Source organism: Enterobacter hormaechei subsp. hoffmannii (genome assembly GCF_001729745.1).
GTDB lineage: Bacteria > Pseudomonadota > Gammaproteobacteria > Enterobacterales > Enterobacteriaceae > Enterobacter > Enterobacter intestinihominis.
Map to the genome: position 1 here is coordinate 1255172 of NZ_CP017186.1, position 25138 is coordinate 1280309.

Consider the following 25138-nt stretch of genomic DNA (forward strand, 5'->3'; position numbering starts at 1 on the left):
GATTATTGGTCCTCCGCCGCAGCGGCTGCCGGGTTTTCAGCTGGCAGTTCGGTGTTGTTATCACCCAGCATGATGTGGTCGAGGATTTGACGCATGATGGTACCCACCGCCGGGCCTGCGCCGCCGTTCTCAAGAATCATCGCCACCGCAACTTGCGGGTTATCATAAGGGGCAAACGCCGTCATGAGCTTGTGGTCACGCAGACGTTCGGCAATTTTATGTGCGTTATAGGTTTCATTCGCTTTCAGACCGAAGACCTGAGCCGTACCTGATTTCGCGGCAACCTTATACGGTGCGCCAGCGAAATATTTGTGCGCCGTCCCGTTAGGGCGGTTGGCTACGCCATACATGCCGTCTTTCGCGATTTCCCAGTACCCGGAATGAATGTCACCCACCGGCGGCTCGTGCGGCTGTATCCACGGCACTTTTTTGCCGTCTTCTACGGTGCTTTGCAGCAGGTGCGGTACTTTCACAACGCCATCGTTGATGAGGATCATCATCGCCTTGTTCATTTGCAGCGGCGTTGCCGTCCAGTAGCCCTGGCCGATCCCCACCGGAATGGTATCACCCTGATACCAGGGTTTTTTAAAGCGCTTCAGCTTCCATTCGCGGGTTGGCATGTTGCCGGAACGTTCTTCCGCCAAATCTATACCGGTGTAATGTCCGTAGCCGAATTTGCTCATCCATTCAGACAGACGATCAATACCCATGTCGTAGGCGACCTGATAGAAGAAGGTATCCGCCGACTCCTCCAGTGATTTGGTCACGTTCAGATGGCCGTGACCCCATTTTTTCCAGTCACGGTAGCGTTTTTCAGAGCCAGGCAACTGCCACCAGCCAGGGTCAAACAGACTGGTATTACGGGTAATGACGCCCGCGCTCAGCGCAGAAACGGCGACATACGGTTTTACCGTTGAGGCTGGAGGATAAACCCCCTGCGTGGCGCGGTTCACCAGCGGGGTGTTTGGATCGTTGAGCAGGCCGGAGTAATCCTTGCTGGAGATGCCATCCACGAAGAGGTTCGGATCGTAGCTTGGCATAGAAACCATCGCCAGAATACCGCCGGTACGCGGGTCGGTCACGATCACGGCGGCCCGGCTACCCGCCAGCAGCGTTTCGATATACTGCTGTAGCTTCAGGTCGAGCGTCAGATAAACGTCATGTCCCGCCTGTGGGGGAACCTCTTTGAGCTGACGGATCACGCGGCCACGGTTGTTAACTTCAACCTCTTCATACCCGGTCTGACCGTGCAGGACATCTTCGTAATAACGTTCAATCCCAAGCTTGCCAATATCATGGGTTGCGGCGTAGTTAGCCAGCTTGCCGTCTTTATCAAGGCGTTCGACGTCTTTATCGTTAATTTTGGAGACGTAGCCTATGACGTGCGTCAGCGCGGAGCCGTAAGGATAGTAGCGACGTTTATAGCCTTTGACTTCCACACCGGGGAAACGGTACTGGTTAACGGCAAAACGGGCGACCTGCACTTCCGTCAGGTTGGTTTTTACCGGAATAGAGGTGAAGCGGTGAGAACGTGCGCGCTCTTTTTTGAACGCAGCGATGTCGTCATCAGTCAGGTCGACAACGCTTCTCAGCGCGTTCAGCGTATCCTGCACGTTATCCACTTTCTCCGGCATCATCTCTATCTGGTAGATGGTGCGGTTTAGCGCCAGCGGGGTGCCGTTACGATCGTAGATAATGCCGCGGCTGGGCGCGATGGGTACCAGCTTGATACGGTTTTCGTTTGAGCGGGTCTGGTAATCGGTATAGCGGACAATTTGCAGATTATAGAGGTTGGCGATCAGCACGCCGGTAAGCAGCAAAATCCCCGTAAAGGCGACCAGCGCCCGGCGCACAAACAGCGCGGACTCAGCCGTATAGTCGCGAAAAGAATTCTGTAGTTTCATCCGCTGCTTAAATTACCCTGGTCTGTCATTACTCGCGGTGATAAGGGTGGTTGGTAGTGATGCTCCATGCGCGATACAAACTTTCTGCCACGAGAACCCGCACAAGCGGGTGGGGCAACGTCAGCGCCGAGAGTGACCAACTTTGTTCTGCTGCCGCTTTGCAGGCGGGAGATAACCCCTCTGGTCCGCCAATCAACAGACTGACATCACGACCATCCTGCTTCCAGCGCTCCAGTTCGTGCGCCAGCTGCGGCGTATCCCAGGGTTTTCCCGGGATATCGAGGGTCACGATGCGGTTTTTGCCTGCGGCAGCCAGCATCAGCTCTCCCTCTTTATCGAGAATACGTTTGATATCTGCGTTCTTGCCGCGCTTTCCTGCTGGGATCTCCACCAGTTCGAACGGCATATCTTTTGGGAAACGACGCAGATACTCAGTAAAACCGGTTTGTACCCAGTCCGGCATTTTGGTGCCGACGGCGACCAGTTGCAACTTCACGCATTAACCCCAGAGTTTTTCCAGCTCATACAGGCGACGGCTCTCTTCCTGCATGACGTGGACAATCACATCGCCGAGATCGACAACCACCCAGTCAGCGGTCGCTTCACCTTCAACGCCCAGCGGAAGCAGCCCTGCCGCGCGCGATTCCTGAACAACATGGTCAGCAATCGAAACAACGTGACGAGTTGAGGTCCCGGTGCAGATGATCATGCAGTCGGTGATGCTGGATTTACCCTTAACGTCGATAGCGATGATGTCCTGACCTTTCAGGTCATCAATTTTGTCGATAACAAAATCCTGGAGTGCTTTACCCTGCAAGTTTTCCCCCTGGGTGAATGAGATTGTACAACTATGAATTCGTGGCCAGTCAGTATACCTGAACTGACGCCAGTCGCGGGACAAATGTCACCGCCCGGCTTTTGAAGGCGGGTATCATCCCACCCTCCGCCTGAGATTGCATCGCCATTTTTGTAAAACAATTTCTGTAAAGCAGCGATCGGCGGGAAAGTCTGGCAGCGGAGGATATCAGTATGGCTTAGCCTGTCAAGGCAGGATAAACATTAACAGACAATTTCGCCGGTGATGATCAGGCATCTGTACTTTTCTGATACAAACCGTGTGCGTGGATATAGGCCAGCACGGGCGAGGGCAGGAGATCGTCACAGTCTAAACCCTGCTGGAGACGCTCGCGGATGAGGGTGGCGGAAATATCAAACCACGGCGTTTCAGCGAGGTAAATTTTCCCGGCGGGTAGACTGTGCAGGTCTTCTATATTGTCCGTCAGATGCGCGTCAAGCCACTGCTGATGCTGCGCGTCGCGCATGGTCAACGGGTAGCCCGGACGGCGGCAGACCAGCAGATGACTGTTTTCCAGAATGGTTTCGTACTGGTACCAGCTGGGAAAGTTGAGCAAGGAATCCTGGCCGATGATAAACGCCAGCGGTTGCATGGGCCCCTGCTCAGCGCGCCACTCCCGCAGCGTTTGCGATGTCCAGGAAGGGGTATCCCTGCGCAATTCGCGCTCGTCCAGCGTGAAGAGAGGCTTATCTGCGATAGCCAGCGCGAGCATCGCTTTGCGCTGCTCGCTGGTTGCTTCTGGCTGAGGACGATGCGGAGGAACATTGTTGGGCATGATGATTACCCGCTGCAACCCAATCAAATTCGCGAGGATTTCTACCGGCTTAAGATGCCCATAGTGTACCGGGTCGAAGGTCCCGCCATACATTGCCTGTAAAGAATGCATATCACCCATCGATAAATACGTCTGCCAGCGCCTTATGGCAGAGCAGCAAAGAGAGGCTCTCCAGCTCCGCCCAGACAGACTGGCCGTAGTCCTGTTTTAACGTCAGTTCGGCGCGCATCAGAAGTTGCACTGCCTGACGCAACTGCTCCTGGCTAAGGCGGTTTATCGCCTCCGTGGTCATCGCCCGACGGTTCTGCCAGACGCGATGTTTATCGAATAAGGCGCGCAGGGGCGTATGTGCCGACTGACGTTTAAGGTTGTTCAGCAGCAGTAATTCGCGCTGGAGCGTGCGGAGCAGAATGACCGGCTCACTCCCTTCCAGGCGCAGCTGTTGCAGTATGTGCAGGGCTCGCTTACTTTTCGCCGACAGCAGCGCATCAACCCAGTGGAAGGGAGTAAAGTGCGCGGCATCATTCACCGCCTGTTCCACGCGCGGTAGCGTCAGCTTGCCATCGGGCCACAGCAGGGCGAGCCTGTCCAGCGCCTGCGCCAGTGCCAGAAGGTTGCCTTCATAGCAATAGCAAAGGAGCTGGCTGGCGGCCTCATCCAGCTGCAAATTGTGCTGCTTTGCTCGCGCGGCAACCCATTTTGGCAGATGCGCCTGCTCTGGCGTCTGGCAGGAGACAAGCACCGCACTGGGGGCTAGCCGGGTAAACCAGGCCGCGTTTTCCTGCGCTTTTGTGAGTTTGTTGCCGCGTACGATAAGCAGCAGATCGCCGTGTAACAAACTCACCAGCATAGCCAGCTGTTCATTGATGGCAGCGTTAGGACCATTCTCAGGCAGCAGGATCTGGATTGTCTGACGAGAGGCAAACAGGCTCATGGCCTGACAAAGCGAGAAGATAGCGTTCCAGTCGGTACTGTTATCGATCTGGAACGTATGATGCTCATCGAAACCCTGCGCGGCTGCCGCATGGCGAACCGCATCAAGGCTTTCCTGGAGTAACAGGGGGTCGTTGCCGAGTAGCAGATAGGCCGCGCGCAGCCCTTCGTTGAGCTGCGCGCGGAGTTGTTCAGGATACAACCTGATCATCAGTTACCCAGCGACGTTGGCATATCCGGCGTGCGGGCATCCGGTGTTTCGATGACGTCAGCGCCTTTTTTCGTCGACGCGGCAATGGTAGGCAGCTTACGGATCAGCTGCTCCGCAGCCTTATCGTACATCTCTTTGATGATAATCTGCTCTTCGGCGTCTTTCGCCAGCGCCGTCTGCGGGTTATCGAAGAACGAACGGTAGACTTTGGTACTGATAGGGTAAATATCTTTACCCGGTATCAGAACAGCCGCGCTAACGGTCAGCACCATCTGATATTCCGCCGTCCGCCCATCCTGGAAGATTGACGCAGTGTCTTTTGCCAGCGTTGATTTCAGGACGCGAAGCGAAGGAACATCCTGACGCAGGGTTCCCTTCTCGATCAGTTCAACATCGTTCAAACGCAGCTGGTTACGAATGGCCCGGCTCAGCGGTCCATTCGGATCGGATGAGTCGAAGATCATTGTTTTCATCTGAGCAGGCACTGCCGTGGTATTGCGCAGGTGCCAGCCGCAGCCAGCGGTGACCAGCACCGCCAGAGATAAGAGTATTGTTGCCAGGTGTCGCACGTTTCCTCCCGCGCTTAGCCAACGACCAGATTCAGCAGTTTACCGGGTACGTAGATCACTTTACGTACGGTAACGCCCTCAAGGTATTTCGCGACCAGATGCTCCTGGCCTGCGCGCTCGCGAACCTGTTCTTCGGTTGCGTCGACCGCGACGGTAATTTTACCGCGCACTTTACCGTTAACCTGCACCACAACCAGCGTGGTGTTTTCCACCATAGCGGATTCATCCGCCACTGGCCACGGCGCGTTGTCGATATCCCCTTCGCCTTTCAGCTCCTGCCACAGGGTGAAGCTAACGTGCGGCGTGAACGGGTTCAGCATGCGAACGACCGCCAGCAGCGCTTCGCGCATTAACGCGCGATCCTGCTCGCCGTCCTGCGGGGCTTTTGCCAGCTTGTTCATCAGTTCCATAATAGCCGCAATTGCGGTATTGAAGGTCTGACGACGACCAATATCATCGGTGACTTTCGCAATGGTTTTATGAACATCACGACGCAGCGCCTGCTGATCTTCGCTCAGTGCAGCCACGTTCAGCGCTGGCGCATCACCTTGTGAGGTGTGCTCGTAAACCAGTTTCCAGACGCGTTTCAGGAAGCGGTTTGCCCCTTCAACGCCGGATTCCTGCCATTCCAGCGTCATATCTGCCGGGGAGGCGAACATCATGAACAGACGCACGGTGTCAGCGCCGTAACGCTCAACCATCACCTGCGGGTCGATACCGTTATTTTTAGACTTGGACATCTTGCTCATGCCGGTATAAACCAGTTCATGACCTTCGGCGTCCTTCGCCTTCACGATACGGCCTTTCTCGTCGCGCTCCACAATCGCATCAACCGGAGAAACCCAGTTACGTTCACCGTTCGCGCCAACGTAGTAGAACGCATCTGCCAGCACCATACCCTGACACAGCAGCTGTTTTGCCGGTTCGTCGGAGTTGACCAGGCCTGCGTCACGCATCAGTTTGTGGAAGAAGCGGAAGTAGAGCAGGTGCATGATGGCGTGTTCAATGCCACCGATATAGATGTCTACCGGCAGCCAGTAGTTTGCAGCATCGGAATCCAGCATGCCTTCTTTGTACTGCGGGCAGGTGTAGCGCGCATAGTACCAGGAGGATTCCATAAAGGTGTCAAAGGTGTCGGTTTCACGCAGCGCTGGCTGACCGTTGACGGTAGTTTTTGCCCACTCAGGATCGGCTTTGATCGGGCTGGTGATGCCGTCCATGACCACGTCTTCCGGCAGGATCACCGGCAGCTGATCTTCCGGCGTTGGCATCACGGTGCCGTCTTCCAGGGTCACCATTGGGATTGGCGCACCCCAGTAACGCTGACGGGAAACGCCCCAGTCGCGCAGACGGTAGTTCACTTTACGCTCGCCCACGCCCAGGGAGGCCAGTTTGTCGGCGATGGCGTTGAAGCCCTCTTCGAAGCTCAGGCCGCTGAACTCACCGGAGTTAAACAGGGTGCCTTTTTCAGTCAGCGCTTGCTCAGAGAGATCGGGTTCAGAGCCGTCAGCAGCAAGAATAACAGGCTTGATGGTCAGGCCGTATTTGGTGGCAAATTCGTAGTCGCGCTGATCGTGACCCGGCACGGCCATCACGGCGCCTGTGCCGTATTCCATCAGTACGAAGTTGGCGGCCCAGACGGGGATGGCTTCGCCCGTCAGCGGGTGGATCGCTTTGAAGCCGGTATCAACGCCTTTTTTCTCCATCGTCGCCATGTCGGCTTCGGCCACTTTCGTGTTGCGGCATTCGTCGATAAAGGTCGCCAGCTCCGGATTGTTTTCCGCCGCTTTTTGCGCCAGCGGGTGACCTGCGGCCACGGCCAGGTAGGTCGCGCCCATGAAGGTGTCCGGACGGGTGGTGTAGACGGTCAGCGTCTGGTCGTAGTTTTCTACGTTAAAGGTAATTTCCACACCTTCGGAACGGCCGATCCAGTTGCGCTGCATGGTCTTAACGGTGTCAGGCCAGTGATCCAGATTATCCAGATCGTTCAGCAGTTCGTCAGCGTAGGCGGTGATTTTGATAAACCACTGCGGGATCTCTTTACGCTCTACTTTGGTGTCACAGCGCCAGCAGCAGCCATCGATAACCTGCTCGTTCGCGAGAACGGTCTGGTCGTTCGGGCACCAGTTAACGGCGGACGTTTTCTTGTAGACCAGGCCTTTTTTATACAGCTCGGTGAAGAACTTCTGCTCCCAGCGGTAGTATTCCGGGGTACAGGTTGCCAGCTCGCGGCTCCAGTCATAGCCAAAGCCCAGCATTTTCAGCTGGTTTTTCATGTACGCGATGTTGTCGTACGTCCACGGAGCCGGTGCCGTGTTGTTTTTCACCGCCGCGCCTTCAGCAGGCAGGCCGAACGCATCCCAGCCGATAGGCTGAAGTACGTTTTTGCCCAGCATACGCTGGTAGCGTGCAATCACGTCACCGATGGTGTAGTTACGCACGTGGCCCATGTGTAGTCGACCAGAAGGATAGGGAAGCATCGACAGGCAGTAATACTTCTCTTTGCTCTCGTCTTCGGTTACTTCAAAGGTGCGCTTCTCGTCCCAGTGTTGCTGGACTTTTGATTCTATCTCTTCCGGGCGGTATTGCTCTTGCATGGCAGCCAGTGGTCCTGTGTTCAATACAGCTACAAATGTAGCCAATGGATGTGGTAATTCAGATCCGCATAGCATAGCCCAAACGCCCGCGTCAAAACAGCCTTTCACGCAAATGCACTTTGCAGGAATTTACCGGGTCTGTGCTTCACCTGACAAAGCGGCGACGAAATAAGGTCTATTATTAGAGACAGTTACTTACCCGGGAGGCAAAATGATGAACAAGGTTGCTCAATTTTACCGTGAACTGGTAGCGACTCTGACGGAAAGGCTGCGTAACGGCGAGCGTGATATCGACGCGTTGGTCGAACAGGCACGCGCACGCGTGACGCAAACGGGTGAGTTATCGCGAACCGAAGTGGAAGAGGTGACGCGCGCCGTGCGCCGCGACCTGGAAGAGTTTGCGCGAAGCTATGAAGAGAGCCAGGACGAAATCGCCGACAGTGTTTTTATGCGGGTAATTAAAGAGAGCCTGTGGCAGGAGCTGGCGGATATTACCGATAAAACCCAACTGGAGTGGCGCGAGGTATTCCAGGATTTAAACCACCACGGTGTCTATCACAGCGGCGAAGTGGTGGGGCTGGGGAACCTGGTGTGTGAGAAGTGCCACCACCATATCGCCGTTTATACGCCGGAGGTGCTGTCGCTGTGTCCGAAATGCGGGCACGACCAGTTCCAGCGTCGGCCGTTTGAGCCGTAGGTAAAAGCAAAACGGCAACGTCGTTGCCGTTTTTAGTGTCTGCTCCCTCTCCCTGTGGGAGAGGGCATCAGGCCGCAGAATAATAAGCCAGCCTCTCCGCCAGCAAATCCACAAACGCTTCCCGATCGATATCCACCATCACTGTGGTATTCGGCTTGTTTCCCGTCAGCGAGTAATAGTCCACCACCGTCATTCCCTGGGTATATTTCCCCTGTGTTTCCACACCAACCCAACGCTCGACCGTGGTAAACATTTCCGGCTTCAGTAGCCAGGCGATGGTGCATGGGTCATGCAACGGGGCGCCGTGGAATCCCCACTTCTCGGCTTTGTGATACTCCATAAAGAAATCGAGCAGCTCTGCCACGGTTGTTGCAACCGGGTTACCCACAGTACGAAATCGTTCGATGTCCTGCGCCATAATTTGTGCGCGGTGGGTAACGTCCAGCCCCGCCATCACAATCGGCAGGCCCGACTGGAAGACGATTTCTGCGGCTTCCGGGTCAACAAAGATGTTGAACTCCGCGGCTGGCGTCCAGTTCCCCAGCCCCATTGCCCCGCCCATGATGATGATACGGGCGATATTGCTGTGCAGTTCAGGATGGCTGTTCAGCAGCAGCGCTACGTTGGTCTGTGGGCCGGTCGCCACCAGCGTCACGGGCTCTGCGCTTTCACGCAGAACTTTCGCCATGAGCTCGACGGCAGTACAGTTTTGTGGTGCGAAACCCGGCTCCGGCAGCGCCGGGCCATCCAGCCCACTTTCACCGTGAACGTTATCCGCAATGATCAGCTCGCGCATTAGCGGCTTAATGGCGCCACCTGCGACCGGAATATCGGTGCGTTTTAGCAGCGTTAACATGCGCAACACGTTTCGCAGGGTTTTATCCGGCGTCTGGTTCCCTGCAGAGGAGGTGACAGCTTTTACGTCCAGTTCAGGGGAGGCAAGAGCAAGGACGAGTGCGATTGCGTCATCATGACCCGGATCGCAGTCGAGAATAATAGGCTGTGCCATGGCGTTCTCCATTCTTAGCATTATTTGTGACAAGGTTAACGCTGCGATGTGACGCCGAATAGAAAAAGAGATCTAAAGCGTGAAGCAGTGCGCAATCCACAGATTGCGCACTAAAAAGATTAATGCAGGATTTTGGCGAGGAAGTCTTTTGCACGTTCAGATTTAGGATTTGCGAAGAACTCTTCTTTCGGTGAGTCTTCAACAATTTTCCCTTCATCCATGAAGATCACACGGTTGGCCACTTTACGGGCGAAGCCCATTTCGTGCGTCACCACCATCATGGTCATCCCTTCGTGCGCCAGTTCCACCATAACGTCCAGCACTTCGTTGATCATCTCAGGATCGAGCGCGGACGTCGGCTCATCAAACAGCATCGCCACCGGATCCATGCACAGCGCACGCGCGATTGCCACGCGCTGCTGTTGGCCACCTGAAAGCTGCGCCGGGAACTTATCCGCATGTGCAGACAGCCCGACGCGTTCCAGCAACTTCAGTCCCTTTTCACGCGCCGCTTTTTTGTCGCGCTTCAGCACTTTCACCTGCGCCAGCGTCAGGTTCTCAATGATGGAGAGGTGAGGGAACAGCTCAAAATGCTGGAACACCATCCCAACGTGGGAGCGAAGCTGGGCAAGGTTGGTTTTGCGGTCATTCACTTTGGTGCCGTTAACGACAATCTCGCCCTGCTGGACAGGTTCCAGCCCATTAACGGTTTTGATAAGCGTCGACTTACCGGAGCCGGACGGGCCACATACCACCACCACATCGCCTTTTTTCACTTCTGTTGAGCAGTCGGTCAGCACCTGAAAGTGCCCATACCATTTAGAAACATTTTTCAGGGAAATCATTATACGGTCCTTTTCTTCAGCCAGCTGACCAACAGCGATGCGCTTAAACTAATCACAAAATAGACCCCGCCCGCGAAGAGGATCATCTCAACCTGCGTTCCGTCACGTTCGCCAATGGTGGAGGCGGTACGGAAGAAGTCTGCCAGGCTCAGCACGTAGACCAGGGAGGTATCCTGGAACAGGACGATGCCCTGCGTCAGCAGCAGCGGAACCATGGCGCGAAACGCCTGCGGCAGAATAATGAGCTTCATGGACTGCCAGTGCGTCATACCGAGCGCCAGCGCAGCGCTGGACTGCCCGCGCGAGATACTCTGAATACCTGCGCGGATGATCTCGGAGTAGTAGGCGGCTTCAAACATGGAGAATGCCACCATGGCAGAGATCAGGCGGATATCGGTTTTCGGCGACAGTCCCAGCACGTTCTGTAAAAAGCCGGGAACAATCAGGTAAAACCACAACAGCACCATGACCAGTGGAATGGAGCGGAACACGTTAACGTAAGCCGTAGCAAACCAGGCGAGCGGTTTAAAGCTCGACAGGCGCATCACTGCCAGCAGGGTGCCCCAGACAATACCGACGATAATGGCGATTACGGTGATCTTTAAGGTGATCGCCAGTCCATCCAGCAGATAAGGCATGGAGGGAACAATGGAACTCCAGTCAAATTCGTACATTATTTGCCCCCCAGATTGCCCGGCAGGCGTACTTTGCGTTCAACCAGGTTCATCACCAGCATGATGAAAGCGTTAATCAGAACATAGGCGAGCGTGATTGCCGTGAAGGATTCCCATGCGTGAGCGGAGTAATCCAGCAGTTTGCCCGCCTGCGCCGCCATATCTACCAGACCAATGGTTGAGGCGATGGCCGAGTTTTTTACCAGGTTCATCATCTCGGAGGTCATCGGCGGAACGATGACGCGGTAAGCGTTAGGCAGCAGTACGTAACGGTAGGCTTGTGGCAGGGTCAGGCCCATCGCCAGTGCCGCATTCTTTTGTCCGCGTGGCAATGACTGTATGGCGGCACGCACCTGCTCGCAGACGCGCGCAGCGGTGAACAGTCCCAGACACAGCATGGAGGAGACAAAGAATTGTACGTTAGGATCCAGCTCGGCCTTGAACCACATGCCGAGATCTTCCGGCAGCAGTTCCGGGATCACCAGATACCAGGTAAAGAACTGCACAATCAGCGGAACGTTACGGAACAGTTCCACATAGAGCGTGCCAATCGAAGAGAGAAAACGGTTAGGGACGGTACGCAGAATACCGAACAGCGAACCGACAAGAAACGCGATAATCCACGCCGTTATCGATAACGCAACGGTAACCTGAAAGCCGCTCCACAGCCAGCCGAGATAGGTGGTGTTGCCGAACGGGGCTTGTTGCAGAAAGATGCCCCAGTTCCAGTCAATTGACATAGTAAACTCCAGAAAAAAGAGGGTAGCAGCGCTACCCTCGAAGATTGGTGAGAAGCTCAATTTTTGCGCTGAGTGGGGAACGACCACTCAACGTATAGTCTGTCCATGCTTCCCGACAATCGAGAGGGCAGGAGATCCCGCCCCTGTCGTTCTAGTTAGTTAAGAGCTTTGTCGTTTGGTGATTTGAACAGCGCTTTCATGTCGTCAGACAGTTCAAAGTTCATGTTCAGGTTTTTTGGTGGAATTGGGTTCTTGAACCATTTGTCGAACCATTTTGCCGCTTCGCCAGAGGTTTGCGCCTGAGCGATGGTGTCATCGATCAGCTTTTTGAAGCCTTCATCGCCTTTACGCAGCATACAGCCGTAAGCTTCTTTCGACTGCGCAGTCCCGACGATTTCCCAGTTGTCTGGTTTCTTCGCCTTGGCGCGCTCGCCTGCCAGCAGAGCGTCATCCATCATAAACGCAACGGCACGACCGCTTTCCAGGGTACGGAAGGAGTCGCCGTGATCTTTCGCGCTGATGATGCGCATGTCCATTTTCTTCTCGTCGTTCAGCTTGTGCAGCAGCACTTCGGACGTGGTACCGGAGGTCACGACAACCGCTTTGCCTTTCAGGTCAGCAAAATCTTTGATATCGCCGCCTTTCTTCGTCAGCAGGCGGGTGCCTACAACGAAGATAGTGTCCGAGAAAGCGGCCTGTTTCTGACGCTCAAGGTTGTTGGTGGTTGAGCCACATTCAAAATCAAATGTGCCGTTTTGCAGCAGAGGAATACGGTTCTGTGAAGTGATGGGGATCAGCTTCACTTGCAGGTCAGGTTTGTTCAGCTTTTTCTTCACGGCTTCAACGATGGCGTTGGAGTAATCCTGTGAATAGCCCACGACTTTTTGCGTGTTGTCGTAGTAAGAGAACGGGACAGAAGATTCACGGTGGCCGACCACGATCACGCCGTTTTTGGCAATCTTGTCGAGAGTGCTTCCTGCTGCCGGAGCGTCTTCAGCGTGAACGATGCCCGCAGACATTCCCATAACCAGCATTGCTGTGGCCAGTTTACGTAATTGCATACCCAACTCCTTTCTTATCAGCGCCAGTGACGCTTTGATACCCATTGTGATGTTGTTATATCTCGCGCAATGCGAGTGCAGTGTTATGCAAGCTTGTTAACATTTAGTCTGGCTTAATGTAAAGATTTTGCTGCGTTATTGTTTATTTTTGCGAAGCGCGCCGCACCATTCAGAGGCAATAATCTCTCGTTGCACCGTTTCGGTGCTACCGGAGATCCATGCTGGTGCGACAAGGTTGCACGTTAAGCCAGACAGCGTTTGCGTAATTAAACAAAGCAACAGGCGTGCCAGAATTGAATTTTAGGAGGAAATTGTCGGGTGGCGGCTGCGCCGGAGAGTAGGCCGGGTAAGGCGTAGCCGCCACCCGGCAACAGAAGGCCAGGTTATCTACGACGCTGACGCAGGCTCATCACTACGGCGGCAAAACCGAACAGCGTGGTCAGGATCCACAGCGGCCAGTTCCCGGTGCGCGCATAAGGCGTCAGGCCCGTAGCTGGCGTCACTTTCGTGGTCAGCACCTCACGGGTGAACTGCGGGATCATGGCCTGGATTTCACCCTGCGGGCCAATCACGGCGGTGATGCCGTTATTGGTGCTGCGCAACAGCGGACGTGCCAGCTCCAGAGAACGCATTCGTGCCATCTGGAAGTGCTGCCACGGACCGATCGATTTACCGAACCACGCATCGTTTGAGATGGTCAGCAGATAGTCGGTGTCCGGGCGGAAGTTATCGCGCACCTGCTCGCCGAGGATAATCTCGTAGCAAATAGCGGCCGTCAGGGCAAAACCGTGCGCATGCAGCTGCGGCTGAACGTAAGGGCCCCGGCTGAATGAGGACATCGGCAGGTCAAAGAACGGTGCCAGTGGGCGCAGAATAGACTCCAGCGGAACAAATTCGCCAAACGGTACAAGGTGATTTTTGTTGTAACGATTGGTGGAGGTATAGCTGTATTCGCTGTCCTTACCGAGCGTAATGATCGTGTTGTACGTGTCATAGCGGTTCTGCTGATTGAGACGCGCATCCACAATTCCGGTAATCAGCGTACTGCCGCGCGCGCGCAGCAGATCGTCCATCATCTTCAGGAAGGGCTGCTGATTGATCTCCAGATCCGGGATCGCAGACTCAGGCCAGATGATGAGCTGCGATTTACCCATCACCTTTTCGGTGGCGTTGGCGTAGATTTTCAGCGTGTTCAGCAGCTGATTCTCATCCCATTTCAATGACTGCGGGATATCGCCCTGTATCAACGATACCTGCGTGGCGCGCGCGGGCTCCAGCGTGAACCACTGGATATAACGCAGTGGGAAAGGCAGGGCAAACAGGATTAACGCGGCAACCAGCGGCTTCCAGTTACGTGTCACCAGAGCCAGCACCAGCAGGCCGCTGACCGCCATGAGCAGGAAGTTAATCGCCTCTACGCCCATGACGGGAGCCAGACCTTTCAGCGGGCCGTCCACCTGGCTATAGCCGAACTGCAACCACGGGAAGCCGGTCAGTACCCAGCCGCGCAGAAATTCGGTGATTTGCCAGACAACGGGAGCCGCTATCGCGACGCGCAGCCAGGTCGTTTTAGGCCACAGACGAGATAGAATACCGGCGAACAGGCCAGTGTAGAGCGAAAGATAGGCGGCGAGCAGCACAACCAGGAAGACGTTAACCGGCCCCGGCATTCCGCCAAATTGCGCGATACTGACGTAAACCCAGTTGATACCAGAGCCAAACAGCCCCAGCCCCCAGAAGTAGCCTATGGCCGCGGCCTGTACCGGACGACGGTTCAGGGTAAGACCCTGTAGCCCCATCAGGGAGAGAATAGCGGCTGGCCAGATATCGTAAGGAGAAAAAGCCAGCGTACCGCTGGCTCCGAGTAACAGCGCCAGCAGCAAACGGACGCGCTGGCGTTCAAAGAGTGGGGCAAATGCCATTTACATTAATCTTCCAGTTTTGGCACCGGTGAGTCGTCCGGCATTCTGACATGAACCTGAATAATACGTCGGCTGTCAGCCATTGCGACCTTGAACTGGTAACCATCGATGTCAACGGTTTCACCGCGGGCCGGAAGATGGCCGAAGGCCTGCATCACCAGACCACCAATGGTGTCCACTTCTTCATCGCTGAAGCTGGTGCCAAAGGTGTCATTGAAGTCTTCAATGGAGGCCAGCGCGCGCACGGTCCAGGTGTGGCGGCTCAGCTGACGGAAGTCGATATCCTCTTCTTCGTCATATTCATCTTCGATTTCGCCCACAATCAGCTCGAGGATGTCTTCGATTGTGACCAGACCGGAAACGCCACCAAATTCATCAATAACAATCGCCATGTGATAGCGCTGGGAGCGAAACTCCTTCAGCATCCGATCCACACGTTTACTTTCCGGCACAACCACGGCCGGACGTAACACTTTTTCCATACTGAAGGCTTCGGCATCGCTGCGCATAAACGGCAGCAGATCTTTCGCCATCAAAATCCCTTCGATGTGATCTTTGTCTTCGCTGATGACCGGGAAACGTGAGTGAGCCGATTCGATAATCACATCGAGGCACTCGTCCAGCGTCTGGTTGCGTTTCAGGGTAATCATCTGCGATCGGGGGATCATGATGTCGCGGACGCGCTGGTCGGCGATGTCCATCACCCCTTCGAGCATTTCGCGCGTATCTTCGTCGATAAGGTCGTTCTGCCCGGAATCACGAATCAGCTCCAGCAGTTCGTCACGGTTTTTCGGTTCGCCGTGGAAAAGCTGGTTCAGGATGAGGGAGAAAAATCCCTTTTTAGTGGTTGTCGTGTCGCTACTGTGTGAATTGTCGTCGCTCATGGCGTTTGTTAAGGGTTCTCTTGTTAGTTCAACGTTAACCGCCGCGCTATGTCCCTGCGCGGCGGCATGGTAGTCAGTGACTGACTATTCTTTCTCGGCAATGTACGGATCCTCATAGCCCAGAGCAAGCATTATCTCTGTCTCGAGGGATTCCATCTCTTCCGCTTCGTCATCTTCAATATGGTCGTAACCCAGAAGATGCAGGCTACCGTGCACCACCATGTGTGCCCAGTGCGCTTCCAGCGGCTTTTGCTGCTCTTTGGCTTCCTGCTCAACCACCTGACGGCAGATGATCAGATCGCCCAGCAGCGGCATCTCAATGCCCGGAGGGGCTTCGAATGGGAAAGAGAGCACATTGGTCGGCTTATCTTTCCCGCGATAGGTCAGGTTGAGCTCATGGCTTTCTGCTTCATCCACCAGGCGAATCGTGACCTCTGATTCTTCCTGAAACTGGGGGATAACGGCATCCAGCCATTTCTGAAACTGTGCCTCTTCTGGCATGCTGGAATTATCTTCACAGGCCAGCTGTAGATCGAGGATCACCTGACTCATTTCTGTTCATGCTCCTGCGCTTCGCGCTTACGTTCTGCGGCCAGTTCGGCTCTGCGCTTCTGATCTGCCTCTTCCCAGGCCTCATAAGCGTTAACGATACGCGCGACCACCGGGTGGCGTACCACGTCTTCACTGTGGAAGAAGTTGAAGCTGATTTCCTCTACCTCGGCCAGGACTTCGATGGCGTGACGCAGACCCGATTTGGTGTTACGCGGCAGGTCTATCTGAGTGACGTCACCGGTAATAACCGCTTTCGAGTTAAAGCCAATACGCGTCAGAAACATCTTCATCTGTTCAATGGTGGTGTTCTGGCTCTCATCCAGAATGATGAACGCGTCGTTAAGCGTACGCCCACGCATGTAGGCCAGCGGGGCCACTTCAATCACGTTACGTTCGATGAGCTTTTCAACTTTCTCGAAGCCGAGCATTTCGAACAGCGCGTCGTACAGCGGGCGCAGGTAGGGGTCCACTTTCTGACTTAAATCGCCCGGCAGGAAGCCGAGTTTCTCACCGGCTTCTACAGCAGGGCGGGTCAGCAGGATACGGCGGATCTCCTGACGCTCAAGTGCATCGACCGCAGCAGCAACGGCCAGATAGGTTTTACCCGTACCCGCCGGACCCACGCCAAAGGTGATGTCATGGTCGAGAATGTTGGCGATGTACTGTGCCTGGTTCGGGGTACGAGGCTTAATCACGCCGCGTTTGGTTTTGATGTTGATGGCTTTGCCATAGTCCGGCACGCTTTCCGCGCTCTGCTCAAGCACGCGCGCCTCTTTGATGGCCAGGTGGATCTGTTCAGGTTCAATATCCTGGATCTCACCGCGCATCGGGGCGGTATCAACATACAGGCTGCGGAGAATATCTGCCGCGGCGTTGACGCAGATTGGGCGTCCGGTGAGTTTGAAATGGTTATCGCGACGATTGATTTCGATACCCAGACGTCGCTCCAGTTGTTTGATGTTGTCATCAAACGGCCCGCACAGGCTCAGCAGGCGAGCGTTGTCTGCGGGCTCAAGGCTAATTTCACGCGTATCTATGTTCAAACTGTTCCTCTTTATTTGGTTAACTGACCTGTGGCCACACGGCGTAATAAAACGGTCATTACCGAAATTATTCACGCCATAGAATAAAGGCGCAAGCGTTGCGGTAGATATTGGGGGTGATGAGAGGAAATACAAGGCCTGCCGGACAGGCAGGCCAGAGGGATCAGGGCTGGTAAATACCTACGCCAGAATCGTTGACTTTACGGGTGCGAGAGATAACGGATTCCGGAGTCTGTGCAATACGCAGACCCATTTCGTCCTCAGTGCGTACCACCTTCCCGCGCAGCGAGTTCGTGAGCACTTCGACAATCTCGACGTCCACAAACTTACCAATCATGTCCGGGGTGCCTTCAAAATTCACCACGCGGTTATTTTCGGTTCGACCAGACAGTTCCATGATGCTCTTACGGGAAGTGCCTTCCACCAGAATACGCTGGACAGTGCCGAGCATACGACGGCTCCAGGCGTTGGCCTGCTGGTTGATACGCTCCTGCAAAATATACAGACGCTGCTTTTTCTCTTCTTCCGGCACATCGTCAACCATATCGGCCGCTGGGGTGCCCGGGCGTGCTGAGAAGATGAAGCTGTAGCTGACGTCGAAATTCACCTCGCCGATGAGCTTCATGGTGCGCTCGAAGTCATCAGCGGTTTCGCCAGGGAAGCCGACGATAAAGTCGGAGCTAATCTGGATATCCGGGCGCGCTTCACGCAGCTTGCGGATGGTGGACTTATACTCCAGCACCGTATGTGGACGACCCATCAGGTTCAGCACGCGGTCAGAGCCGCACTGGATCGGCAGGTGCAGGAAGCTCACCAGCTCTGGCGTATCGCGATAGACGTCAATAATGTCGTCGGTAAATTCCATCGGATGGCTGGTGGTAAAGCGAATGCGGTCAATGCCGTCAATCGCCGCCACCAGACGCAGCAGTTCAGCAAAGCTGCCGGTGGTGCCGTCGTAGTTTTCCCCGCGCCAGGCGTTCACATTCTGGCCCAGCAGGTTCACTTCGCGAACGCCCTGCGCGGCAAGCTGCGCGATTTCAAACAGGATATCGTCTGCCGGGCGGCTCACTTCTTCACCGCGGGTGTAAGGTACCACGCAGTAAGTACAGTATTTGTTGCAGCCTTCCATGATGGAGACGAAGGCGGTCGGGCCATCAGCGCGCGGCTCTGGCAGACGGTCAAATTTCTCGATCTCCGGGAAACTCACGTCAACCACCGGGCTACGGCTGCCGCGAACCTGATTAATCATCTCTGGCAGGCGGTGCAGGGTCTGAGGGCCAAAAACGATATCCACATAGGGTGCTCTCTGGCGGATCAGCTTACCTTCCTGCGATGCGACGCAGCCCCCCACGCCAATGATCAGGTCCGGATTTTTCCGTTTGAGAAGCTTCCAGCGGCCTAACACATGAAAGACTTTTTCCTGTGCTTTTTCACGAATTGAACAGGTGTTCAGCAGCAGCACATCGGCTTCTTTCGCATTTTCAGTCAGTTGGTATCCGTGGGTGGTATCCAGCAGATCGGCCATCTTCGATGAATCGTATTCGTTCATCTGACAGCCCCAGGTTTTTATATGGAGTTTTTTAGTCATCGACTTGCTCAGCTCAGGATTGCAAGCCGCGTATTGTAATGCTTTGGTGCGGTTGTGACCAGTATGAAGGTTGTCAACCTCAGGGTCGCAAAAATCCGGTAAACTTAAGGTATTCTCCAATAAGGAATAGTGACCATGACACTCCTGAACACCGAAGTTGCCGTTGTTGGCGGCGGTATGGTCGGCGGCGCACTGGCGCTGGGGCTGGCGCAGCAGGGATTTGACGTAACCGTTATTGAACAGGCGGCTCCGCCGGTATTCGATCCTTCCAGCCAACCGGACGTGCGTATTTCCGCCATCAGCGCGTCCTCTGTTGATCTGCTTCGCGGGCTGGGCGTCTGGGAGGCGGTGCTGGCGATGCGCGCGCACCCCTACAGCCGTCTTGAAACCTGGGAGTGGGAAAATGCTCACGTCTCGTTTGACGCCGCCGAGCTGAAACTGCCGCGTCTGGGCTATATGGTGGAAAACAACGTGCTCCAGCAGGCGCTCTGGCAGGCGCTGGAGGCGCACCCGAAGGTGACGCTGCGCGTTCCGGACTCGCTGAAAGCCCTGCATCGTCATGAAGGTGGATATCTCCTGACGCTGGATAACGACGATGAGCTGGCCGTGAAGCTGGTGGTGGGGGCGGATGGCGCGAACTCGCAGGTCAGGCAGATGGCAGGCATTGGGATCCATGCCTGGCAGTATCAGCAATCCTGCATGCTGATCACCGTGCAGTCAGAAAACGCGCCGGGCGAAAGCACCTGGCAGCATTTTACGCCGAACGGCCCGCATGCATTCTTACCGTTGTTTGATAACTGGGCTTCGCTGGTGTGGTACGACAAACCGGCGCGTATTCGACAGTTGCAGGGGCTGTCCATGGAACAGTTGCAGCGCGAAATCCGCCAGCACTTCCCGCGCCGTCTGGGTAACGTGACCCCGGTTGCCGCTGGCGCATTCCCGCTGATGCGACGCCATGCGTTGCAGTATGCCCGTGAAGGGCTGGTCCTGGTGGGAGACGCGGCGCACACCATTCATCCGCTGGCGGGGCAGGGGGTTAACCTGGGATACCGTGACGTCGATGCGTTACTGGATGTGCTGGGTAACGCTCGCGCCCACGCGGAAGCCTGGGCCAGCCATCAGGTACTGAAGCGCTACCAGACGCGCCGTATGGCGGATAACTTCATTATGCAGTCGGGGATGGATCTGTTCTATGCCGGGTTCAGCAATGACGTGGGTCCGGTGCGGATATTGCGCAATATTGGATTGATGGCAGCGGAACGTGCCGGTGGTCTGAAGCGTCAGGCACTGAAATACGCCCTCGGACTCTAATCTTTATTCCCTCTCCCCGTGGGAGAGGGTTAGGGTGAGGGCATCAGGCCGCACTATTCTGAGCAACAAAAACAAAAAAGCCCGCAGAGCGGGCTTGTTTGTTTTAAGTGGCTGGGGTGCAGGGATTCGAACCCCGGAATGCTGGTATCAGAAACCAGAGCCTTACCGCTTGGCGACACCCCAATTGCGTTAAACAAACTGCTTAACGACTTTAAAGTGGCTGGGGTACGAGGATTCGAACCTCGGAATGCCGGAATCAGAATCCGGTGCCTTACCGCTTGGCGATACCCCAACAATGTTCAGTTTACCGAATCGTATTCGATAACATAAATATGGTGGCTACGACGGGATTCGAACCTGTGACCCCATCATTATGAGTGATGTGCTCTAACCAACTGAGCTACGTAGCCAGTACTGCAATCTTCGATGGCTGGGGTACCTGGATTCGAACCAGGGAATGCCGGTATCAAAAACCGGTGCCTTACCGCTTGGCGATACCCCAATACCGCGGAGAACCGCATGATCGAAGAAATATGGCTGGGGTACCTGGATTCGAACCAGGGAATGCCGGTATCAAAAACCGGTGCCTTACCGCTTGGCGATACCCCATCCGTGCAACGCTTACCTGGGAATGGTGCGGGAGGCGAGACTTGAACTCGCACACCTTGCGGCGCCAGAACCTAAATCTGGTGCGTCTACCAATTTCGCCACTCCCGCAAAAAAGATGGTGGCTACGACGGGATTCGAACCTGTGACCCCATCATTATGAGTGATGTGCTCTAACCAACTGAGCTACGTAGCCATCTTTTTTTCGCGTTACCTTATCGGCGTTGCGGGGCGCATTATGCGTATAGACCCTTGCAGCGTCAACACCTTTTTCAATGAAAATAGCCGGAATGTGACTGTTTGGTTAGGTTGCGAACAGCGAGGCCGAATATTCGACAATTATTGGTTATTAATCGATTTTATGCGGGGAAAAGAGAGGCAAAAAAATCAGGCCCCGGAGGGCCTGATGATAATCTGAACATTATTTATAGGCAGACTGGTGAACGCCCACTGCGCGTCCTGACGGATCGTTCATGGCTTTGAAGGATTCATCCCATTCAATGGCTTTAGCAGAAGAGCAGGCGACCGATGGACCACCCGGTACGCACTCGGCTGCACTTGGAACCGGGAACAGCTCCTCAAAGATTTCACGGTACAAATACGCTTCTTTCGAGGCTGGCGTGTTGTACGGGAAGCGGAAGCTCGCAGTTTCCAGTTGTTGATCAGAAACCTGTTTTGCCGCCACCTCTTTCAGGGTGTCGATCCAGCTGTAACCCACGCCATCGGAGAACTGCTCTTTCTGACGCCACGCCACGCTCGCCGGCAGGTAGGATTCAAAACATTCACGCAGGATATGTTTCTCCATTTTGCCGTTGCCGCACATTTTGTCCTGCGGGTTGATGCGCATCGCCACATCGAGGAATTTCTTATCGAGGAACGGCACGCGGGCTTCCACACCCCAGGCGGACATCGCTTTGTTGGCGCGCGCGCAGTCAAACATGTGCAGCGCCTGTAGCTTACGCACCGTTTCTTCATGCAGCTCTTTGGCGTTTGGCGCTTTGTGGAAATAGAGGTAACCGCCAAACACTTCGTCAGAACCTTCGCCGGAGAGCACCATCTTGATGCCCATCGCTTTGATCTTACGCGACATCAAATACATCGGCGTGGAGGCGCGAATGGTGGTCACATCATAGGTTTCAATGTGATAGATCACATCGCGGATCGCATCCAGACCTTCCTGTACGGTGAAGTGAATTTCATGGTGCACCGTGCCGAGATGGTTCGCCACTTCCTGGGCGGCTTTCAGGTCAGGTGCCCCTTCCAGACCCACGGCAAAGGAGTGCAGCTGCGGCCACCAGGCTTCAGAGCGCTCCTGATCTTCCACGCGACGTGCGGCGAATTTCTTGGTAATCGCGGAGATCACGGAGGAGTCCAGACCGCCGGAGAGCAGTACGCCATAAGGTACGTCTGACATCAGGTGGCTTTTCACTGACTCTTCCAGGGCCTGACGCAGTTCGGCTTTATCCGTCACGTTGTCTTTCACCGCTTCATAATCAAACCAGTCGCGCTGGTAGTACGGGCGGATCTCGCCGTCTTTACTCCACAGGTAGCTACCTGCCGGGAACTCTTTGATGGTGCGGCACACCGGTACCAGGGCTTTCATCTCTGAGGCAACGTAGAAGTTACCGTGTTCATCGTGTCCCATGTACAGCGGGATAATACCAATATGGTCGCGGCCAATCAGGTAAGCGTCTTTTTCGCTGTCGTACAGCGCGAAGGCGAACATACCTTGCAGGTCGTCGAGGAACTCCGGGCCTTTCTCCTGATACAGCGCCAGGATCACTTCGCAGTCTGAGCCGGTCTGAAACGCGTAGCGATCGCCGTACTCAGCGCGCAGCGCCTGATGGTTGTAAATTTCACCGTTAACAGCCAGCGCGTGCGTTTTTTTCTCGTTATACAGCGGCTGTGCGCCAGCGTTGACATCAACAATGGAAAGACGTTCGTGAGCCAGAATCGCTTTATCGCTGGCGTAAACGCCTGACCAGTCCGGACCGCGATGGCGCATCAGGCGGGACAATTCGAGTGCTTTTTTACGCAGTTCGCCCGCGTCAGTTTTGATATCCAGTACGCCAAAAATAGAACACATAACCTTCTCCGTTAACCCTGTTGCGTTGTGATGTTGCTTGCTTATGAAAATGCCGCAAAAAGGGGAGGGGGCGCAAGCGTTTTACCGATGAAAACGTAAAAAGTGCAATGGCAATTGCCGAATCTTAAAAAAAGAGTATGCATTAAGCCATTCTATTGATGATTTCTCAATGAAGAGCTGATTTCGTTAGATGAAGTGATGTTTTCAGGCAGCAGAAATGAAAAACCACGCCCTGAGACGTGGTTCTGAATCAAATAACGTCGATTTCGTCGACAGAGGGGTAAATCCAGCTTGGCCGGAACGGCATCGTATCAATGTCATCAAGCTGTGAAACGCCAGAAAGCACCAGGATGGTTTCAAGCCCGGCCTGGAAGCCGGCCAAAATATCGGTGCGCAGGTTGTCGCCAACAATGACGGTTTCTTCTGAGTGTGCCTGCATCGTATTCAGTGCAGCGCGGATGATCCACGGGCTCGGTTTGCCGACAACAAACGGCTTACGGCCTGAGATTTTTTCGATACCGGCGCACAGCGCACCGCAGGCGGGATAAAAACCACGACCATGCGTATCCGGGTTAGTGGCGATAAAACGTGCACCATTGGCGACAAAGTAGGCTGCTTTATGCATCATCTCCCAGTTAAAGGAGCGCGTTTCGCCCACGATGACAAAGTCCGGATTCACGTCGGTGATGGTGAAGCCCGCTTTATACAGCTCGTGGATCAGCGCGCCTTCGCCAACCACGTAGGCTTTTTTGCCTTCCTGACGCTTCAGGAAATCCGCGGTCGCCATCGCAGAGGTATAAAACACGCTGTCCGGGACGTTGACACCCGCAGTAGCAAAGCGATTTGCCAGATCCTGACCAGTCTGTGAAGGGTAGTTCGTGAGAAGAACCAGTGGCATTCCTTTGTCGATGATGCGGTGAAGAAACTCCGCAGCACCTGGCACGGCAACGTTGTCGTGCATCAGCACGCCGTCGATATCACAAATTACATTCTTAATGGTCATGGACTATCCGACATCAAAAAAAGAAGGCGTTACTATAAGGTCCGATCAGGATTCCAGCAAATGTTGCAGCAGGATCCCGTTGAGCATGGCACGTTTTACCAGGGCGAATGCGCCAATTGCCGAGCGGTGATCGAGCGTAGATCGCACCACCGGCAAATTCTGGCGAAATGCCTTCAGCGCCTGGGTATTGATGCAGCCTTCAATGGCAGGCAGTAATACTTTTTCGGCTTCAACGATCTCGCCGGCAATCACCACTTTTTGCGGATTAAACAGGTTGATGGCAATGGCGATGGTCTTACCCAGGTGGCGTCCTACCTGTTCGATCACTTCGCAGGCCAGCGCATCGCCTTTGTTTGCCGCTTTGCAGATGGCACCGATCTTACAGTCGCCCAGCGTGACGCGGCTCTGATAACCCTGCTCCAGCAGGTGGCGGACGCGATGTTCAATGGCGGCATTGGCGGCAACGGTTTCAAGACAGCCAAAGTTACCGCAGTGGCAGCGCTCGCCAAGCGGTTCCACCTGGATATGACCGATCTCGCCTACGTTACCGTTACGACCAATAAAAATGCGGCCATTCGAGATGATACCCGCGCCTGTACCACGGTGAACGCGCACCAGAATAGAGTCTTCGCAGTCCTGGCTCGCACCAAAGTAGTGCTCCGCCAGCGCCAGCGAGCGGATATCGTGACCAACAAAGCAGGTCAGCTTGAAGCGTTTTTCCAGTGCCTCAACCAGCCCCCAGTTCTCTACCTTAATGTGCGGCATGTAGCGAATAACGCCGCTTTCCGGGTCAACCAGACCGGGTAAAATCACCGAGATGGCGATGAGTTCACGGATCTTGCGCTGACAGCTTTCGATAAACTGCGCGATGGTATTCAGTAACGCGTGTTCGAGCGTCTCCTGCGTGCGCTCAGGAAGGGGGTAATGCTCTTCGGCAATGGCCTTGCTGCTCAGATCGTAGAGCGTAAGCGTGGTGTCATGACGGCCTAAGCGAACGCCAATGGCCTGAAAATTGCGGGTTTCAGTGACGATGGAAATCGCGCGGCGGCCGCCGGTGGAGGCCTGCTGATCCACTTCTTTGATCAGGCCGCGCTCAATAAGCTGACGTGTAATTTTTGTCACGCTGGCGGGAGCAAGCTGGCTTTGTTCGGCTATCTGAATGCGTGAGATTGGCCCGTGCTGGTCAATCAGGCGATAAACTGCCGCGCTGTTAAGTTGTTTAACGAGATCGACATTACCGATTTGAGCTTGTCCGCCTGGTGTCATACTTTT

The 25138-nt window shown here is 54.8% G+C and carries 22 protein-coding genes and 7 tRNA genes; 2 read left to right on the forward strand and 27 right to left on the reverse strand.

The features are described from left to right. Positions 1-2 precede the first annotated feature (2 nt). The 7 genes from mrdA to leuS form a co-directional block, all read right to left on the reverse strand. Positions 3-1904 carry a peptidoglycan DD-transpeptidase MrdA gene (mrdA, locus tag BFV65_RS05850; RefSeq protein WP_015571138.1) on the reverse strand — a complete coding sequence of 634 codons (1902 nt, stop codon included), beginning with the start codon at positions 1902-1904 and terminating at the stop codon, positions 3-5. 28 nt (positions 1905-1932) lie between these two features. Continuing rightward, entirely contained in the window at positions 1933-2400 is a 468-nt protein-coding gene (rlmH, locus tag BFV65_RS05855; protein WP_003858701.1) for a 23S rRNA (pseudouridine(1915)-N(3))-methyltransferase RlmH, read from the reverse strand. A gap of 3 nt (positions 2401-2403) precedes the next feature. Then, positions 2404-2721, reverse strand: coding sequence for a ribosome silencing factor (gene rsfS, locus BFV65_RS05860; RefSeq protein ID WP_003858696.1), 318 nt, complete (start codon positions 2719-2721; stop codon positions 2404-2406). Between the two features lie 268 nt (positions 2722-2989). Then, positions 2990-3655, reverse strand: coding sequence for a nicotinate-nucleotide adenylyltransferase (gene nadD, locus BFV65_RS05865; RefSeq protein WP_023299589.1), 666 nt, complete (start codon positions 3653-3655; stop codon positions 2990-2992). Next, positions 3648-4679: a DNA polymerase III subunit delta gene (gene holA / locus BFV65_RS05870; RefSeq protein WP_069596355.1), complete on the reverse strand. Its 1032-nt coding sequence runs from the start codon at positions 4677-4679 to the stop codon at positions 3648-3650. Before holA ends, nadD begins: the two co-directional genes overlap by 8 nt. After that, positions 4679-5248, reverse strand: coding sequence for an LPS assembly lipoprotein LptE (lptE, locus tag BFV65_RS05875; protein ID WP_058677430.1), 570 nt, complete (start codon positions 5246-5248; stop codon positions 4679-4681). Before lptE ends, holA begins: the two co-directional genes overlap by 1 nt. A 14-nt stretch (positions 5249-5262) precedes the next feature. Beyond that, positions 5263-7845: a leucine--tRNA ligase gene (gene leuS, locus BFV65_RS05880; RefSeq protein WP_015571136.1), complete on the reverse strand. Its 2583-nt coding sequence runs from the start codon at positions 7843-7845 to the stop codon at positions 5263-5265. A 214-nt stretch (positions 7846-8059) separates the two neighbouring features. On the opposite strand from leuS, the gene BFV65_RS05885 reads away from it, so the two are divergent. Continuing rightward, on the forward strand, positions 8060-8542 hold the full coding sequence (locus BFV65_RS05885; RefSeq protein ID WP_032621827.1) for a zinc ribbon-containing protein: 483 nt from the start codon (positions 8060-8062) through the stop codon (positions 8540-8542). Between the two features lie 67 nt (positions 8543-8609). Here BFV65_RS05885 and rihA read toward each other — a convergent pair whose 3' ends face one another. The 10 genes from rihA to miaB all read right to left on the reverse strand — a co-directional run bounded on the left by rihA (position 8610) and on the right by miaB (position 18860). Then, on the reverse strand, positions 8610-9551 hold the full coding sequence (gene rihA / locus BFV65_RS05890; protein ID WP_069596356.1) for a pyrimidine-specific ribonucleoside hydrolase RihA: 942 nt from the start codon (positions 9549-9551) through the stop codon (positions 8610-8612). A gap of 119 nt (positions 9552-9670) precedes the next feature. Beyond that, positions 9671-10396: an amino acid ABC transporter ATP-binding protein gene (locus BFV65_RS05895; RefSeq protein WP_006809622.1), complete on the reverse strand. Its 726-nt coding sequence runs from the start codon at positions 10394-10396 to the stop codon at positions 9671-9673. After that, on the reverse strand, positions 10396-11070 hold the full coding sequence (gene gltK, locus BFV65_RS05900) for a glutamate/aspartate ABC transporter permease GltK (RefSeq protein WP_022647437.1): 675 nt from the start codon (positions 11068-11070) through the stop codon (positions 10396-10398). Before gltK ends, BFV65_RS05895 begins: the two co-directional genes overlap by 1 nt. Continuing rightward, positions 11070-11810, reverse strand: coding sequence for a glutamate/aspartate ABC transporter permease GltJ (gene gltJ / locus BFV65_RS05905; RefSeq protein ID WP_015571133.1), 741 nt, complete (start codon positions 11808-11810; stop codon positions 11070-11072). Before gltJ ends, gltK begins: the two co-directional genes overlap by 1 nt. Positions 11811-11965: 155 nt before the next feature. Continuing rightward, positions 11966-12871: an amino acid ABC transporter substrate-binding protein gene (locus tag BFV65_RS05910; RefSeq protein ID WP_022647438.1), complete on the reverse strand. Its 906-nt coding sequence runs from the start codon at positions 12869-12871 to the stop codon at positions 11966-11968. A 383-nt stretch (positions 12872-13254) separates the two neighbouring features. Beyond that, positions 13255-14793 carry an apolipoprotein N-acyltransferase gene (gene lnt, locus BFV65_RS05915; protein ID WP_022647439.1) on the reverse strand — a complete coding sequence of 513 codons (1539 nt, stop codon included), beginning with the start codon at positions 14791-14793 and terminating at the stop codon, positions 13255-13257. Positions 14794-14798: 5 nt separating this feature from the next. Next, positions 14799-15677: a CNNM family magnesium/cobalt transport protein CorC gene (gene corC / locus BFV65_RS05920; protein ID WP_003858679.1), complete on the reverse strand. Its 879-nt coding sequence runs from the start codon at positions 15675-15677 to the stop codon at positions 14799-14801. An 84-nt stretch (positions 15678-15761) separates the two neighbouring features. Beyond that, positions 15762-16229, reverse strand: a complete 468-nt coding sequence (gene ybeY, locus BFV65_RS05925; protein WP_069596357.1) for an rRNA maturation RNase YbeY — start codon at positions 16227-16229, stop codon at positions 15762-15764. Further along, the gene (locus BFV65_RS05930) at positions 16226-17272 is read right to left on the reverse strand and encodes a PhoH family protein (RefSeq protein ID WP_003858674.1); all 1047 of its coding nucleotides are present in this window, start codon (positions 17270-17272) and stop codon (positions 16226-16228) included. The genes ybeY and BFV65_RS05930 overlap by 4 nt, the downstream gene beginning before the upstream one ends. Before the next feature lie 163 nt (positions 17273-17435). Next, positions 17436-18860, reverse strand: a complete 1425-nt coding sequence (miaB, locus tag BFV65_RS05935) for a tRNA (N6-isopentenyl adenosine(37)-C2)-methylthiotransferase MiaB (RefSeq protein ID WP_003858672.1) — start codon at positions 18858-18860, stop codon at positions 17436-17438. A 135-nt stretch (positions 18861-18995) separates the two neighbouring features. Here miaB and ubiF point away from each other — a divergent pair, with 135 nt between their 5' ends. Beyond that, positions 18996-20171, forward strand: coding sequence for a 3-demethoxyubiquinol 3-hydroxylase (ubiF, locus tag BFV65_RS05940; RefSeq protein ID WP_069596358.1), 1176 nt, complete (start codon positions 18996-18998; stop codon positions 20169-20171). Between the two features lie 108 nt (positions 20172-20279). On the opposite strand, the gene BFV65_RS05945 is transcribed toward ubiF, so the two are convergent. From BFV65_RS05945 to nagC, 10 genes are all read right to left on the reverse strand, one after another. Then, positions 20280-20354, reverse strand: a tRNA-Gln gene (locus BFV65_RS05945). A gap of 34 nt (positions 20355-20388) precedes the next feature. Next, positions 20389-20463, reverse strand: a tRNA-Gln gene (locus BFV65_RS05950). 41 nt (positions 20464-20504) lie between these two features. After that, positions 20505-20581 (reverse strand) — tRNA-Met (locus tag BFV65_RS05955). 17 nt (positions 20582-20598) lie between these two features. Continuing rightward, positions 20599-20673, reverse strand: a tRNA-Gln gene (locus BFV65_RS05960). Positions 20674-20705: 32 nt separating this feature from the next. Further along, positions 20706-20780 (reverse strand) — tRNA-Gln (locus BFV65_RS05965). Between the two features lie 23 nt (positions 20781-20803). Beyond that, a tRNA-Leu gene (locus BFV65_RS05970) sits at positions 20804-20888 on the reverse strand. A gap of 8 nt (positions 20889-20896) precedes the next feature. Next, positions 20897-20973: transfer RNA gene (locus tag BFV65_RS05975), tRNA-Met, on the reverse strand. Positions 20974-21198: 225 nt separating this feature from the next. Then, the gene (gene asnB / locus BFV65_RS05985; RefSeq protein ID WP_015571128.1) at positions 21199-22863 is read right to left on the reverse strand and encodes an asparagine synthase B; all 1665 of its coding nucleotides are present in this window, start codon (positions 22861-22863) and stop codon (positions 21199-21201) included. Positions 22864-23113: 250 nt separating this feature from the next. Continuing rightward, complete coding sequence (nagD, locus tag BFV65_RS05990; protein ID WP_003858667.1) at positions 23114-23866, reverse strand: ribonucleotide monophosphatase NagD; 753 nt, start codon at positions 23864-23866, stop codon at positions 23114-23116. A gap of 45 nt (positions 23867-23911) precedes the next feature. Next, entirely contained in the window at positions 23912-25132 is a 1221-nt protein-coding gene (nagC, locus tag BFV65_RS05995) for a DNA-binding transcriptional regulator NagC (protein ID WP_022647442.1), read from the reverse strand. Positions 25133-25138 lie beyond the last annotated feature (6 nt).

What these genes read in the sequence shown, in the direction of transcription:
- mrdA (WP_015571138.1), bottom strand. Translation starts at nt 1,904, where the DNA reads ATGAAACTACAGAATTCTTTTCGCGACTATACGGCTGAGTCCGCGCTG.
- nagD (WP_003858667.1), bottom strand. Translation starts at nt 23,866, where the DNA reads ATGACCATTAAGAATGTAATTTGTGATATCGACGGCGTGCTGATGCAC.
- asnB (WP_015571128.1), bottom strand. Translation starts at nt 22,863, where the DNA reads ATGTGTTCTATTTTTGGCGTACTGGATATCAAAACTGACGCGGGCGAA.
- ubiF (WP_069596358.1), top strand. Translation starts at nt 18,996, where the DNA reads ATGACACTCCTGAACACCGAAGTTGCCGTTGTTGGCGGCGGTATGGTC.
- holA (WP_069596355.1), bottom strand. Translation starts at nt 4,679, where the DNA reads ATGATCAGGTTGTATCCTGAACAACTCCGCGCGCAGCTCAACGAAGGG.
- BFV65_RS05885 (WP_032621827.1), top strand. Translation starts at nt 8,060, where the DNA reads ATGAACAAGGTTGCTCAATTTTACCGTGAACTGGTAGCGACTCTGACG.
- gltK (WP_022647437.1), bottom strand. Translation starts at nt 11,070, where the DNA reads ATGTACGAATTTGACTGGAGTTCCATTGTTCCCTCCATGCCTTATCTG.
- miaB (WP_003858672.1), bottom strand. Translation starts at nt 18,860, where the DNA reads ATGACTAAAAAACTCCATATAAAAACCTGGGGCTGTCAGATGAACGAA.
- lnt (WP_022647439.1), bottom strand. Translation starts at nt 14,793, where the DNA reads ATGGCATTTGCCCCACTCTTTGAACGCCAGCGCGTCCGTTTGCTGCTG.
- BFV65_RS05895 (WP_006809622.1), bottom strand. Translation starts at nt 10,396, where the DNA reads ATGATTTCCCTGAAAAATGTTTCTAAATGGTATGGGCACTTTCAGGTG.
- leuS (WP_015571136.1), bottom strand. Translation starts at nt 7,845, where the DNA reads ATGCAAGAGCAATACCGCCCGGAAGAGATAGAATCAAAAGTCCAGCAA.
- nagC (WP_022647442.1), bottom strand. Translation starts at nt 25,132, where the DNA reads ATGACACCAGGCGGACAAGCTCAAATCGGTAATGTCGATCTCGTTAAA.
- ybeY (WP_069596357.1), bottom strand. Translation starts at nt 16,229, where the DNA reads ATGAGTCAGGTGATCCTCGATCTACAGCTGGCCTGTGAAGATAATTCC.
- rihA (WP_069596356.1), bottom strand. Translation starts at nt 9,551, where the DNA reads ATGGCACAGCCTATTATTCTCGACTGCGATCCGGGTCATGATGACGCA.
- nadD (WP_023299589.1), bottom strand. Translation starts at nt 3,655, where the DNA reads ATGGGTGATATGCATTCTTTACAGGCAATGTATGGCGGGACCTTCGAC.
- gltJ (WP_015571133.1), bottom strand. Translation starts at nt 11,810, where the DNA reads ATGTCAATTGACTGGAACTGGGGCATCTTTCTGCAACAAGCCCCGTTC.
- corC (WP_003858679.1), bottom strand. Translation starts at nt 15,677, where the DNA reads ATGAGCGACGACAATTCACACAGTAGCGACACGACAACCACTAAAAAG.
- BFV65_RS05910 (WP_022647438.1), bottom strand. Translation starts at nt 12,871, where the DNA reads ATGCAATTACGTAAACTGGCCACAGCAATGCTGGTTATGGGAATGTCT.